Source organism: Streptomyces sp. NPDC107454 (assembly GCF_055582885.1).
On the sequence record NZ_JBVJPA010000014.1, the window covers coordinates 299,922 to 313,201 of the forward strand.

The 13,280-nt window shown below is 71.3% G+C and carries 13 protein-coding genes; all 13 read left to right on the forward strand.

All coding sequences use genetic code 11. The annotated features are described in order from the left end of the window. Positions 1-39: 39 nt before the first annotated feature. The 13 genes from ACZ69M_RS34305 to ACZ69M_RS34365 all read left to right on the forward strand — a co-directional run bounded on the left by ACZ69M_RS34305 (position 40) and on the right by ACZ69M_RS34365 (position 13,243). The gene (locus ACZ69M_RS34305) at positions 40-1,548 is read left to right on the forward strand and encodes a class I adenylate-forming enzyme family protein (protein WP_470056043.1); all 1,509 of its coding nucleotides are present in this window, start codon (positions 40-42) and stop codon (positions 1,546-1,548) included. A gap of 36 nt (positions 1,549-1,584) precedes the next feature. Then, positions 1,585-2,355: an SDR family NAD(P)-dependent oxidoreductase gene (locus tag ACZ69M_RS34310; RefSeq protein WP_470056045.1), complete on the forward strand. Its 771-nt coding sequence runs from the start codon at positions 1,585-1,587 to the stop codon at positions 2,353-2,355. 49 nt (positions 2,356-2,404) lie between these two features. After that, the gene (locus ACZ69M_RS34315) at positions 2,405-3,634 is read left to right on the forward strand and encodes a CaiB/BaiF CoA transferase family protein (RefSeq protein ID WP_470056047.1); all 1,230 of its coding nucleotides are present in this window, start codon (positions 2,405-2,407) and stop codon (positions 3,632-3,634) included. After that, positions 3,631-4,467: an NAD(P)-dependent oxidoreductase gene (locus tag ACZ69M_RS34320; protein ID WP_470056048.1), complete on the forward strand. Its 837-nt coding sequence runs from the start codon at positions 3,631-3,633 to the stop codon at positions 4,465-4,467. The genes ACZ69M_RS34315 and ACZ69M_RS34320 overlap by 4 nt, the downstream gene beginning before the upstream one ends. After that, entirely contained in the window at positions 4,464-5,321 is an 858-nt protein-coding gene (locus tag ACZ69M_RS34325) for an NAD(P)-dependent oxidoreductase (RefSeq protein WP_470056050.1), read from the forward strand. The genes ACZ69M_RS34320 and ACZ69M_RS34325 overlap by 4 nt, the downstream gene beginning before the upstream one ends. A gap of 10 nt (positions 5,322-5,331) precedes the next feature. After that, the gene (locus tag ACZ69M_RS34330; protein ID WP_470056052.1) at positions 5,332-6,798 is read left to right on the forward strand and encodes an aldehyde dehydrogenase family protein; all 1,467 of its coding nucleotides are present in this window, start codon (positions 5,332-5,334) and stop codon (positions 6,796-6,798) included. A 26-nt stretch (positions 6,799-6,824) separates the two neighbouring features. Continuing rightward, the gene (locus ACZ69M_RS34335; RefSeq protein ID WP_470056054.1) at positions 6,825-7,685 is read left to right on the forward strand and encodes a mycofactocin-coupled SDR family oxidoreductase; all 861 of its coding nucleotides are present in this window, start codon (positions 6,825-6,827) and stop codon (positions 7,683-7,685) included. A 45-nt stretch (positions 7,686-7,730) separates the two neighbouring features. Continuing rightward, on the forward strand, positions 7,731-7,922 hold the full coding sequence (locus tag ACZ69M_RS34340) for a ferredoxin (protein WP_470056056.1): 192 nt from the start codon (positions 7,731-7,733) through the stop codon (positions 7,920-7,922). A gap of 47 nt (positions 7,923-7,969) precedes the next feature. Continuing rightward, complete coding sequence (locus ACZ69M_RS34345) at positions 7,970-9,346, forward strand: cytochrome P450 (protein WP_470056057.1); 1,377 nt, start codon at positions 7,970-7,972, stop codon at positions 9,344-9,346. 65 nt (positions 9,347-9,411) lie between these two features. Continuing rightward, positions 9,412-9,741 carry a ferredoxin gene (gene fdxA, locus ACZ69M_RS34350; protein WP_470056059.1) on the forward strand — a complete coding sequence of 110 codons (330 nt, stop codon included), beginning with the start codon at positions 9,412-9,414 and terminating at the stop codon, positions 9,739-9,741. Continuing rightward, the gene (locus ACZ69M_RS34355; protein WP_470056061.1) at positions 9,738-11,423 is read left to right on the forward strand and encodes a thiolase C-terminal domain-containing protein; all 1,686 of its coding nucleotides are present in this window, start codon (positions 9,738-9,740) and stop codon (positions 11,421-11,423) included. The genes fdxA and ACZ69M_RS34355 overlap by 4 nt, the downstream gene beginning before the upstream one ends. Beyond that, positions 11,420-12,889, forward strand: a complete 1,470-nt coding sequence (locus tag ACZ69M_RS34360) for an NAD-dependent succinate-semialdehyde dehydrogenase (RefSeq protein WP_470056062.1) — start codon at positions 11,420-11,422, stop codon at positions 12,887-12,889. Before ACZ69M_RS34355 ends, ACZ69M_RS34360 begins: the two co-directional genes overlap by 4 nt. 51 nt (positions 12,890-12,940) lie before the next feature. Next, complete coding sequence (locus ACZ69M_RS34365; protein WP_470056064.1) at positions 12,941-13,243, forward strand: hypothetical protein; 303 nt, start codon at positions 12,941-12,943, stop codon at positions 13,241-13,243. Positions 13,244-13,280: the final 37 nt, after the last annotated feature.

Here is a 13,280-nt window from a genome sequence, read left to right on the forward strand (position 1 = left end):
GCACTTCCCCCCTTCACGACGACACGTGCTGGAGAAGCCATGAATCTCGCGATGGTCCTCGACATGGTGGTCGGCGGCATGCCCGACCGTGTCCTGATCGGCGACCGCGAGACCGGGATGACCGCGCTGGACGTGCGTTCCCGGGCGCTGGCCGGAGCCGAGCGGCTGCGCAAGGCGGGCGCGCGGCGACTGGTGTACCTCGGTCCCAACGGTCCGGCGTTCCCTGTCGCACTGTTCGCGGCCACCTACGCCGACATCCCCTTCCTGCCCCTCAACTACCGCCTCGGCGATGCCCAGTTGATGGAGGTGATGTGTCGTCAAGCAGCGCCTCTGGTGGTGACCGACACCCCGGAGCGGGTGTCGGGAGCTCCCGGTGCGGAGACGGTCGGCGTCGAGGAGTTCCTGACCCTGCCGGCGGCCACGGACGGCTCGACCTCGGCGGAGACGGTGGACCCGGATTCCCCCGCGGTGCTGCTGATGACCAGCGGAACCACGGCCGCGCCCAAGAGCGCCGTCCTGCGGCACCGCAACCTGACCGCGTACCTCTTCGGCTCCGTCGAGTTCGGCTCGGTGCCCGACACGGACGCGACGCTCGTCAGCGTCCCGCCTTACCACATCGCCGCCGTCGCCAACGTGCTGTCGAACCTCTACAGCGGGCGCCGGGTGGTCCATCTGGACGTGTTCTCCCCGGGCGGGTGGCTGGACACGGTGGAACGGCAGCGGGTGACGCACGCGATGGTGGTGCCCACCATGCTGGCCCGGATCGTGGCGGAACTGCGGACGCGGGGAACCGAGGGCCCGACGTCACTGAAGTCGATCTCCTACGGGGGAGCGAAGATCGCACCCGAGGTGATCGAGGAGGCCCTGCGGATGTTCCCGTACACGGGATTCGTCAACGCCTACGGGCTGACCGAAACCGCCTCGTCGATCGCCGTCCTCGGACCCGACGACCACCGCGAGGCCCTCACGAGCACGGACCCGGCCGTACGGGCCCGGCTCGGATCGGTGGGCCGGGCGCTGCCCTCGGTGGAGATCGAGGTGCGCGACGAGGAGGGACAGCCGTGCACGGCCGGGGTGGTGGGGGACATCGTCGTACGCGGGCCGCAGGTCGCCGGGGAGTACCTGGAGGCCGGCAGCGTACTGCGGGACGACGGCTGGTTCCCGACGCGGGACCGCGGCTACCTCGACACGGAGGGCTACCTCTTCGTGCGCGGCCGGGCCGACGACACGATCATCCGGGGCGGCGAGAACATCGCCCCGGCCGAGATCGAGGACGTCCTCGCCGGTCACCCCGCCGTCCAGGAGTGCGTCGTGGCCGGTGTGCCGGACGTCGAGTGGGGTCAGCGCATAGGCGCCTTCGTCGTACTCCACCCCGGGGCCCGGGCCGAGGCCGAGGAACTGCGCACCTGGGTGCGGGAACGGCTGCGCGGCTCCAAGACACCCGACCATGTGCTGTTCGTCGAGGAGTTCCCGACGACGCCGACCGGCAAGGTGCTGCGGCGTGAACTGGTCGGCCGCGTCCGCCAGGACGGACCCGTGGCCGGCTGATCCCGCCGGTCCGGTCATCAACGCAGGGAGGACGAGATGAATCTCGAAGGGGCGTCGGCACTGGTCGTCGGCGGAGCCGGCGGCTTCGGCGAGGCCACCGTGCGACGGCTCGCCGAGGCGGGCGCCGCGGTGCTCATCGCGGACCTGTCCGAGGACAAGGGCAAGGCCCTGGAAGCCGACCTCGGCAGCGCCCGGGTCCGCTATCTGACCACGGACGTCACCAGCCAGGAGTCGGTGGCCGCGGCGGTGGCGGCGGCACAGGAACTGGGCACCCTGCGCGTGTCGGTCGCCGTCCATGGCGGCCCGGCCGCGGCCCGGCGGATCGTCAACCGCAAGGGCGAGTTCTACCCTCTGGAGACGTTCAAGCGGACCACGGACATCTTCCTCGGCGGCACCTACAACGTCCTCGCCCAGTCGGCCGCCGCGATGAGCCGCAATGAGCCGCTGGAGTCCGGGCAGCGCGGCGTCGCCATCATGACCGCCTCGATCGCCGGCTACGAGGCCCAGGTCGGACAGTCGGACTACGCCGCCGCCAAGGGCGGCGTCATCAGCCTCACCCTCGCCGCCGCCCGCGACTTGGCCCCCACCGGCATCCGTGTCATGGGCATCGCCCCCGGCACCTTCTTCACCCCGGCCTTCCGGATGAGCGAGGAGGAGGCCCAGGCGCAGTGGGGGACGGGCGTGCCCAACCCCAAACGCATGGGCCGCGCGGACGAATACGCCCGTCTCGCCCTGCACATCGTCGACAACGACTACCTCAACGGCGAAGTCGTCCGGATCGACGGCGCACTCCGCTTCGGAATCTGAACCAGCCGCACATCACGCCCCTGCAGCAAGGAAGTCGAGGTCTCCACCAGTGATCAAACCGATGGCGGGCATCCGGGTCCTGGAGGTCGCCCAGTTCACCTACGTGCCGTCCGCCGGCGCCGTCCTCGCGGACTGGGGCGCCGACGTGATCAAGGTCGAGCACGCGGAGAAGGGCGACGCCCAGCGCGGCATCGTCAAGGTCTTCAGCCAGCAGGTCGGAGAGGAGGGCTCCACCTTCTCCCCGATGATGGACGGACCCAACCGCGGCAAACGCAGCATCGGACTGGCGCTGGAGAAGCCCGAATCGGCCCGGATCCTGCACGAACTGATCCGCACCAGCGACGTCTTCCTCACCAACTTCCTGCCCAGCGCCCGCAGCAAGCTCGGCATCGACGTCGACGACGTCCGCGCGATCAACCCGGACATCGTGTACGCGCTCGGCACCGGCTTCGGACACAGCGGGCCGGAGGCCGACAAGGGCGGCTACGACAGCACCGCCTTCTGGGCCCGCGGCGGCAGCGCCGACTCCTGCACGCCGCCGGGAGCGCAGTTCCTCACCGCGCAGCCGGTGGGTGCGTACGGCGACAACATCGGCGGGATGACCATAGCCGGCGGCATCGCCGCGGCCCTGTTCGCGCGGGCGCGTACGGGGGTCGTGCCCACCGTGGACGTCTCTCTGGCCGGGGTCGGGGCGTGGGCGACGCAGATGAACGTGAACCTGGCGATGGTCAACGGCGGCCCGCTGCCGAAGTTCGACCCGGTGACCGCCCGCGCCAGCAACCCGCTGACCGCCGTGTACCGCACCGCCGACGACCGGTGGCTGTCCCTCGCGATGCTGCAACCCGGCCGCTACTGGCCCGAGTTCTGCGAGCGGATCGGCCGGCCCGAACTCGCCGCCGACGACCGGTTCGACTCCGCCGAGAAGCTGATGGCCAATGCCGCCGAGGCCAGCGAGATCGTCGCCGCCGCCCTCGCCGCCCGCACCAAGGACGAGTGGGTGGCCGCCTTCGACGGCATGGAGGGCCAGTGGGCCGTCGTGCAGAACACGTACGAGGTCGGACAGGACACCTCGCTCCGGGCCATCGGGCAGATCGCCGACGTCGTCGACGCCGAAGGGATAACCCGCCAACTCGTCGGCAGCCCTGTGCAGTTCAACCGGGAGGCGGCACAGCTTACCCGCGGGCCGCTGTTCGCCGAACACACTGACGAGATCCTGCGGGAGCTGGGCCTGAGCGACGAGGAACTCCTGGGTCTCAAGATCGCGGGAGCCGTGACATGAGCGGGGCAGGCGTTGCGCGCGTCGGATTCATCGGGCTCGGCAACCAGGGCGGCCCCATGGCCCGCCGCATCGTCGAGGCGGGCTTCCCCACCACGCTGTGGGCGCGTCGCCGAGCTGCCACGGCGGCGTTCGCGGACACCCGGGCCGCCGTGGCGGACTCACTGGTCGAACTGGGTGCCGCCTGCGACCTGGTCTGCGTCTGCGTGGTCGACGACGCGGGCGTCGAGGAGGTCGTCGCGGGAGCGGGCGGAGTGCTGGAGGGCATGGCACCCGGCGGGGCCGTGGTGGTCCACAGCACCGTCCATCCCGACACCTGCCGCCGCCTGGCGGAGAAAGCGGCGGAGCGGGACGTCACGCTGCTGGACGCCCCGGTGAGCGGTGGCGGGCCCGCGGCCGAGGAGCGACGCCTCCTCGTGATGGTCGGCGGCGACCCCGAAGCCGTCGACCGGGTCCGGCCGGTCTTCGAGACCTACGGCGACCCGGTGGTGCACCTGGGGCCCGTCGGCGCCGGGCAGCGGGCGAAGCTCCTCAACAACCTGCTGCTCGCGGCGAACCTCGCCGTCGCGGAGAGCGCCTACGAACTGGCCCGCGGCCTCGACATCGAGCCGAAGCAGCTGGCTCAGGTACTGGCGCACGGCTCCGGCGCCAGCTTCGCCGCCGACATCCTGGCCAGGATGGGCTGTTCGGTGGCGCCGCTGGGCGACCACACCGGACGCCTGCTGCAGAAGGACGCCCGGCTGGTCGCCGACCTGGCCCAGGTCGCCGACATCAAGGCGGGCACCGTCCTGGACGCGGCTGACGCCGCGCTCGTCTCCCTGGGGCACCCCCGGTGAACGAGGCGGTGGCGGAGGAGGCCCGCCTGGGGTTCGTCGGCGCCGGGCGGATGGGCCGCCCCATGGTGCGCCGACTGCTCGCGGCGGGTCACCCGGTCACCGTTCTGGCCTGCTCGCCCGCTCTTCGAGGGGATCTCGCCGCCGACGGCGCCGAAGTCACCACCGACGTGGGCGCGTTCGCCGAGGCGGAAGCGGTCGCGGTGTGCGTGCTCACCGACGCCCAGGTGCGTCAGGTCTGTCTCGACGGCGGACTCGTCGACGCCATGCCGTCCGGCTCGGTCCTGATCGTGCACACGACGTGCAGCCCGCGCACCGTCGACCTGCTCGCCGAGCACGCCCGAGCACGCGGCGTCCACGTCGTCGACGCGGCGATCAGCGGCGGCCCCCAGGACATCGCGGGCGGCCGGCTCACCCTCTTCGTCGGAGGAGCGGCCGAGCCGGTGGAGCGGGTCCGGCCCGTCCTCGCCGCCTACGGCGACCCGGTCCTGCACCTCGGGCCGTCCGGCTCCGGCCAGCGCGTCAAGCTCCTCAACAACGCCGTGTTCGCCGCCAATCTCGGCATCCTCGCCCAGGCGGTGGCCGTGGCCGCGGAACTCGGCGTCCCGGAGGAGGACCTGCTGCGCGGCCTCGGGCACGGCAGCGGCGCCAGCCGCGCCCTGGACGGCGTCGCCCACCTCGGCTCGGTCCGCGGATTCGCCGCCGGTGTCGGCGAGTTCCTCGGCAAGGACCTCGCGGTGGTCCGGGAGACCACCGCGGCCCTCGGCGTCGGCCTCGGCGCCCTGGGCGACGCCCACGACGTCCTCGCCCGGCTGCTCGAACCCGCCCCTTTCTCCCCTCCCGTCCCGACGAATTGAGAGCCGCACCATGGACAAGCTCACGCAACGCATGCTGATCGGCGGCGAGTTGGTGCCCGCCACCGGCGGCCGGACCTTCGGCAACGTCAACCCGGCGACCGAGGAGGTCATCGGCTCGGCGCCCGAGGCCGACGCCGCGGACGTGGAGCGGGCCATCGCCGCCGCCCGGCACGCCTTCGACCGCACCGCCTGGTCGACCGACGTGGCGCTGCGCCGCCGCTGCCTCGTCCAGCTCCGTGACGCACTGCGCGCCAACGCCGAGACGCTGCGCTCCCTCCTCGTGGCGGAGAGCGGCATCCCGGTGGGGGTGACCTCCGGCGTCCCGCTGGACGAGCCGATCACCTACCTCGACTACTACATCGGCCTGCTGGACGAGTACGAGTTCGAGCGCACGCTCCCTACCAAGACGATCATGGGGATGCCCACCGACCGGATCATCCGCCGTGAGGCGGCCGGCGTGGTCGCGGCCATCACCCCGTGGAACCACCCCTTCTACCTCAACATCTGCAAGGTGGGCGCGGCACTCGCGGCCGGCTGCACGGTCGTACTCAAGCCCGCCCCCGACACCCCCTGGATGGCGCTGGCCCTGGGCGCCATCGCGGCGGAGCACACCGACATCCCGGCCGGCGTCCTCAACACCGTCACCACCAGCGACAACAGCGTCGCGCAGATCCTGGCCACCCACCCCGACGTGGACGCCGTCACCCTCACCGGATCCACCGCCACCGGCCGCAAGGTGATGGGCGCCGCCGCCGACACCGTCAAGCGCGTCACCCTGGAGCTCGGCGGCAAGTCCGCCGCCGTCCTGCTCGACGACTTCGACCTGACGGCCGCCGTACCGGCCCTCGCCGGAGCAGTCTGCTTCCACGCCGGACAGGGATGCGTCTCGCTCACCCGGCTCCTGGTGCCGAGGACCCGGCTGGACGAGGCGGTCGACCTCGCCGCACTGGGCATCACCCACGTGCCGTGGGGCGACCCGAACGACCCGGCCAACATCATGGGACCGGTCGTCAACGCCGCCCAGCGCGAACGGGTCCTCGGCTACTACGAGATCGCGGCGAAGGACGGCCGGGTCGTCGTCGGCGGCAAGTCGACGGACCGGTTCGAGCGCGGCTACTACGTCGAGCCCACTCTGATCGCCGACGTCGAACCGTCGTCCCGTGTCGTGCAGGAGGAGATCTTCGGGCCCGCTCTGGTGATCCAGGCGTACGACGACGACGAGGACGCCCTCCGTCTCGCCGACGGCACCCCCTACGGTCTGGGAGCCGCCGTCTTCAGCGCCGACCCCGACCGGGCGATGGCCATGGCCCGCCGCTTCCGCACCGGAACCGTGGGCGTCAACGGCGGCCAGTGGTTCGACGTCGAGTCGCCCTTCGGCGGCTACAAGCAGAGCGGCCTCGGCCGCGAATGGGGCACCGAGGGCCTCGAGGACTTCCTCGAGACCAAGACCATCGCTTTCCCCGCCTCCGCGGGCTGACCGAACACTTCGAGAGGGGTTTCACCATGGGACGAGTAGAGGGCAAGGTCGCCTTCATCACCGGAGCCGCCCGCGGCCAGGGCCGCAGCCACGCCGTACGGCTGGCCGAGGAGGGTGCCGACATCATCGCGGTCGACATCTGCTCAGACATCCCGACCAACGGCTACCCGCTGGGCACCTCCGACGACCTGAAGGAGACGGCCCGGCTGGTCGAGAAGGCCGGGCGGCGAGTCGTCGCCGTCGAGGTCGACGTACGCGACCGGGCGCAGATCGCCGCGGCCATGGAGCGCGGCATCGCCGAACTGGGACGACTCGACATCGTCGTCGCGCAGGCCGGGATCATGTCGATGGGCGGCACCCCGCCGCTCGCGGCCTGGACCGCCGCGGTCGACACCAACCTGCTCGGCGTCATCAACACCGTGCACGCCGCGCTGCCGCACCTGAGCGAGGGCGCCTCGATCATCACGACCGGCTCCACGGCCATCTACATGACCGGTGGCCAGGTCGCCGAGCCGGGGGCCGACCCGGGCGGCGCCGCGTACACGTACACCAAGCGCGCGCTGTCGGAGTTTACCCACGAGCTCGCCGGCAACCTGGCCCCCCTGAAGATCCGGGCCAACGTCATCCACCCGACCAACTGCGACACCGGCATGCTCAACAGCGAGCCGATGTACAAGGCCTTCCGCCCGGACCTGGAGAACCCCACCCGCGAGGACGCGCTGCTGGCGTTCCCGGTCCAGCAGGCCATGCCGATCCCCTTCATCGACCCCGCCGACATCAGCCACGCCGTGGTCTTCCTCGCCTCCGACGAGTCCCGCTACGTCACCGGTCTGCAGCTGCGCGTCGACGCGGGCTCCTACCTCAAGTTCCAGCAGTTCCACATCTGAGACGCCCCGGACACCCGAGACGTCGGCCCGCCAAGGAGGTAACCCGTGAAGGTCCGTGTCGATCCGGAACTGTGCCAGGGCCACACCCTGTGCGCCATGACCGCGCCCGAGCTCTTCGGCCTGCGGGACGAGGACGGACACGCGTACGCGCACAGTGCTCAGGTGCCCCCCGAACTGGAGGACAAGGCCCGCGAAGCGGCCCGGTCCTGCCCCGAGCAGGCGATCGTCCTGTCCTGACCCCCGTCTGAAACACCGTCAACCCGCCACCGCTGGAGCAGCTTGCCATGACCCACGATGACACACCGGTCACGGGCGACGCGGAGCGCAAGTGCCCCGTCGTCCACCTCAACCGGCACTCCTCGGAGTACCGGATCGACTTCCAGGAACTCACCGACGAGTTCCACGCACGCTGCCCCATGGCGTGGAACGACACCCACGGCGGTTACTGGTTCGCCAGCGGCAACAAGCAGCTCTTCGACATCGCCCGGCGCGCCGACCTGCTGTCCAACGACAACGACGTGGCCGGCGTCCGGCGCGGCTACGCCGGGATCAACATTCCGCCGATCGCGCCCGAGTACCGCACCCAGGGCGGCTTCCTGGAGATGGACCCGCCCGACCAGCGCTACTACCGCCAGGCCCTGAACCCGTATCTCTCCCCGGCGGCGGTCGCCCGGTGGAAGCCGGTGCTGGAGGAGCTGACCCGGGCCTGCATCGACGAGGTGATCGAGACGGGCCGGACCGACTTCGTCGACGACCTGGCGAACATCGTGCCAGCGGTCTTCACTCTGGCGATGCTCGGCCTGCCGCTGAAGGAATGGGACGTGTACTGCGAGCCCATCCACGCGGCCGTCTACACCCCGATGGACTCGCCGGACTACGGCAGGATCTCGCAGCTCCAGATGCGTATGGCCGAACGGATTTTTGCGGGTATCCACGAGATCCGCGCCAATCCCCGCCCCGGCCTGATCAACGAACTGGTCACCCTCGAGATCGACGGCCGCCGCCCCGAGGACCTGGAGATCCTCGGCGTGATCGGCCTGCTCATGGGCGGCGGGTTCGACACCACCACGGCGCTCACCGCGCACTCCCTGGAGTGGCTGGGCGGCCACCCCGACGAGCGTGAACGCCTGAGCCGGGAGCGCAAGACCCTCCTCGACAGCGCGACCGAGGAGTTCCTGCGCTACGTCACCCCGGCGCAGGGCGACGGCCGCACCGTCACCCAGGACTGCGAGGTCAACGGCACCCGCTTCAGGGAGGGCGACCGGCTCTGGCTGTCCTGGGCGATGGCCAACCGCGACCCGAAGGTCTTCGAGGACCCGCACACCATCCGCCTGGACCGGACCGGCAACCGGCACAGCGCGTTCGGCCTCGGTATCCACCGGTGCATCGGCTCGAACGTCGCCCGCGCCACCTTCAAGACCATGCTCACCGCCGTCCTCGACCGTATGCCCGACTACGTCTGCGACCCGGACGGAGCGGTGCACTACGACACCACCGGCATCATCAACGGCATGAAGCACCTGCCGGCGACCTTCACCCCCGGCCGGCGCCTCGGCGCCGGGCTCGACGAGACGCTCGCCCGCCTGCAGCGGATCTGCGACGAACAGCGCCTCGCCGAACCCGTCACGGTGCACAGCGAGACTGCACGGCTGGACGCCTGAGCACGTCACGCCGCATCCCCTGCTCTTTCCCGGTCCTTCCGTTCCACAGCCGATTGGAGTGCGTGGTGGCCTACGTGGTGGCCGAGCCTTGCGTCGACGTCCTCGACAAGGCCTGTATCGACGAGTGCCCGGTCGACTGCATCTACCCGGGCGAGCGGATGGTGTACATCCAGCCCGACGAATGCGTCGACTGCGGTGCCTGCGAGCCGGTGTGCCCGGCGGAGGCGATCTACTACCTGGACGACCTTCCCGAGCAGTGGAACGCCTTCACGGCGCTCAACGCGGAGTTCTTCGCCGCTGTCGGGTCTCCCGGGGGCGCGTCGGACATGGAACCCGGCAGCCTCCCGGATCCCGCCGCCGTCCGCGAACTGCCCGTCCGGGAGGCGACAGGATGAGCGCGCCGGACCGGCCGCTGCCCCTGGTCACGCCTTGGAACGAGTTCTACTGGACGTCGGGGGCCGACGGACGGCTGCGAGTGCAGGAGTGCGCGTCCTGCGCGGCGCTCGTGCACCCGCCCCAGCCCGTCTGCCCGCACTGCCGGGACGCGGAACCGCAGCCGCGTGAGGTCTCCGGGTGCGGGACGCTCTTCGGGTTCACCGTCAGCCACCGGTTCGGGCTGCCGGGGCTGCCCCTGCCCCTGATCGTCGCCCAGGTCGCACTCGACGAGGACCCCCGGGTCCGGCTGACCACCCGCCTAGTCGACTGCACCGAGGACGAACTGCGCCTGGGCATGCGCATGGAGGTGACGTTCGAGCAGGTCGAGGACGTATGGCTGCCCCTGTTCCGCCCCGCGCCGGAACAGCCCGAGGAGCGGGCTCCGCTCCCGGAGGACGAACTGCCCGCCGAGGAGGCACGCGCCCTGGTGCGCCGCCTGTCTCCCCGACTCCCGCTCAAGGGCGGCAAGTTCGAGGACCGCGCCGTCCTGTCGGGGGTGGGCCAGTCTGCGCTCGGACGCCGGCTGATGAGGGACCCGCTCGCCCTCACCGTCGAGGCATGCCGCGCCGCGGTGGCCGACGCCGGGCTGACCATGGACGACATCGACGGACTGTCGACGTACCCCGGCGGCGGCTTCGAGTACGGCTTTGGGGAGGGCGGCGTCACCGCCCTGGAGGCCGCACTGCGCCTGAAACCGGCCTGGTTCAACGGCGGCGGGGAGACCCCCGGCCCCGGAGGCTCGGTGATCGCCGCGATGCTGGCGGTCTCCGCCGGTCTCGCCCGGCACGTCCTGTGCTTCCGCACCGTGTGGCAGTCCACCCACGGCCGACTGCTCCAGGAGGGCCGCCTGCACCCGGGCGGCGGCGGCCGGATCGGCGGCGACATGGGATGGGGCATGCCGTTCGGGGCGTCGTCCGCCGCACACCTCCTGGCCCAGACCGCACAGCGCTACTTCCACCGCTACGGCGCGACCCGCGAGACGCTCGGCTGGATCGCGCTGAACCAGCGGGCCAACGCGGCACTCAACCCCACCGCGGTCTACCGCGACCCCCTGACCATGGACGACTACCTCAGCGCGCGGACGATCACCACCCCCTTCGGCCTCTACGACTGCGACGTCCCCTGCGACGCGTCGGTCGCCGTCGTCGTGTCCGCCGCCGACACCGCCGACGACCTGCGGGTGCGCCCGGTCCGGGTCGAGGCGGTCGGCACCCGCATCGTCGAACGAATGGAGTGGGACCAGAGCACCTCGACCCACGAACCCCAGGTCATGGGACCGGCCGCACACCTGTGGACCCGTACGGCACTGCGCCCCTCCGATGTCGACGTGGCACAGCTCTACGACGGGTTCACCCTCAACTGCCTCTCCTGGATCGAGGCCCTCGGCTTCTGCGGCCTCGGCGAGGCCAAGGATTTCCTGGACGGCGGCAAGAACATCGCCAGCGACGGCGTCCTTCCCCTCAACACCCATGGCGGACAGCTCTCTCACGGCCGCACCCACGGTATGGGCCTGCTGCACGAGGCCGTCGTGCAACTGCGCGGGGAGGCCGGCGCCCGGCAGGTCGCGGACGCCCGGGTCGCCGTGGTGAGCAGCGGGGGACTCACCCCCAGCGGTGTGATGCTGCTCAGGGCCGACTCGTGACATCAGGCGGCGCACGAGCGCGGGACGGGAACACCCTCTTCATCGACGGCACGTGGCGGGCGGCCGACGACGGACGCGTCTTCGACGTCACCGACCCGGCCACCGGAGACGTCATCGGCCGTGCCGCCGACGCCGGGGCCGCGGAGACCGACCGGGCGATCGCCGCGGCACAGGAGGCGTTCACGCCGTGGAGCCGGGAGAGCGCCTACCGTCGGGCGGAGATCCTGTGGCGGGCTCACGCGGTGATGACCGAGCGCGCGGCGGAACTGGCCGCGCTGATGACGCTGGAACAGGGCAAACCCCTCAAGGCCGCCCGCAACGAGGTGCGTTACGCGGCCGACTTCCTTGCCTGGTTCGCCGAGGAGGCCAAGCGGGTCTACGGCGGTTCCATCCCGTCCTCCCGGGCCGGCCAGCGCTTCTCCGTGCTGCGCCAGCCGGTCGGCGTCGTCGCCGGCATCACCCCGTGGAACTACCCCGTCTCGATGATCGCGCGGAAGGTCGCACCGGCGGTCGCGGCCGGCTGCTCCATCGTGCTCAAGCCGGCCGAGCAGACCCCGCTGTGCGCCGCCGCCGTCTTCGACCTCCTCGCGCAGGCGGGCCTTCCGCCGGGCGTCGCCAACCTCGTGACGACCAGCAGGCCGGAACAGGTCGGGGCCCGGCTGCTGGACTCCCCGCTGGTCCGCAAGCTGACCTTCACCGGCTCCACGGAGGTCGGCAAGGACCTGAGCGGCCGGGCCGCCGCCACCATGAAGCGCGTCTCCATGGAACTGGGCGGACACGCGCCGATGCTCGTCTTCGACGACGCCGACCCCGTCCACGCGGCCAAGGGCGCCGCCCTGGTGAAGTTCCTGAACACCGGCCAGGCCTGCATCAGCCCTAACCGCATCTTCGTCCAGCGCTCCGTCCTCGACGCGTTCACCGACGAACTCCTCGCCCGGGTCGGTAAGTTGGTCGCCGGACCAGGCCACCGCCCAGGCGTCTCCGTCGGCCCGCTCGTCGACGACGCGGCGCTGGCCAAGGTGACCGGCCAGGTCGAGGACGCGGTCGGCAAGGGCGCCCGCCTCCTGGCCGGCGGCGCCCGGCTCACCGGCAGCGGCCTCGACGCGGGCCGGTTCTACGCACCCACCGTCCTCGCCGACGTCGACGAGTCCATGCGGATCTACCGGGAGGAGACCTTCGGTCCGGTCGCCGCGATCGTCCCCTTCGACGACGAGGAGGAAGCCGTACGCCGGGCCAACGACACCGAGTACGGACTCGCGTCGTACCTCTACACCAAGGACCTGGGCCGGGCCGTCCGCGTCAGCGAGGCGCTGCGCTTCGGGATCGTCGGCGTCAACGACATCAACCCCACCGCGGCCGCGGCGCCCTTCGGCGGCGTCGGCATGAGCGGCCTGGGCCGGGAGGGCGGACCCCAGGGCATCGACGAGTACCTCGATGTCAAGCTCGTCGGGCTCGTCCTGTCCTGACCGGGTCCACCACCACAAGAAGCCGAGACGAGAGAAGAAGGAAGACAGCACATGCAGTTGAAGGTGGGACAGACCCTGGAGAGCGTCGTGGACATCACGGCCCTGGTCGTCGTCCGCTGCTGCGACGAGGACCTGAGCGTGACCTGCGGCGGACACGAGATGGTGCCGCGCGGCGAGGCCAAGGAACGCGTTCCGGCCCAGACCACCGGCGAGGGCACCCTCATCGGCAAGCGGTACACCGTGGACGGCGTGGGCGTGGAACTCCTCTGCGCCCAGGCCGGCGACCACCCGGTCGCCGTCAACGGCACCGCCGTGGTCGTCAAGTCCGCCAAGCCCCTGCCGGCCTCGGACTGAGCGTCCAACGCAACACACCTGCGAACGGAGGAAGACC

Excerpts from the sequence above, each read along its gene's own strand:
- ACZ69M_RS34305 (WP_470056043.1), top strand. The coding sequence starts at position 40 with ATGAATCTCGCGATGGTCCTCGACATGGTGGTCGGCGGCATGCCCGAC.
- ACZ69M_RS34320 (WP_470056048.1), top strand. The coding sequence starts at position 3,631 with ATGAGCGGGGCAGGCGTTGCGCGCGTCGGATTCATCGGGCTCGGCAAC.
- ACZ69M_RS34335 (WP_470056054.1), top strand. The coding sequence starts at position 6,825 with ATGGGACGAGTAGAGGGCAAGGTCGCCTTCATCACCGGAGCCGCCCGC.
- ACZ69M_RS34310 (WP_470056045.1), top strand. The coding sequence starts at position 1,585 with ATGAATCTCGAAGGGGCGTCGGCACTGGTCGTCGGCGGAGCCGGCGGC.
- ACZ69M_RS34345 (WP_470056057.1), top strand. The coding sequence starts at position 7,970 with ATGACCCACGATGACACACCGGTCACGGGCGACGCGGAGCGCAAGTGC.
- ACZ69M_RS34365 (WP_470056064.1), top strand. The coding sequence starts at position 12,941 with ATGCAGTTGAAGGTGGGACAGACCCTGGAGAGCGTCGTGGACATCACG.
- ACZ69M_RS34355 (WP_470056061.1), top strand. The coding sequence starts at position 9,738 with ATGAGCGCGCCGGACCGGCCGCTGCCCCTGGTCACGCCTTGGAACGAG.
- ACZ69M_RS34330 (WP_470056052.1), top strand. The coding sequence starts at position 5,332 with ATGGACAAGCTCACGCAACGCATGCTGATCGGCGGCGAGTTGGTGCCC.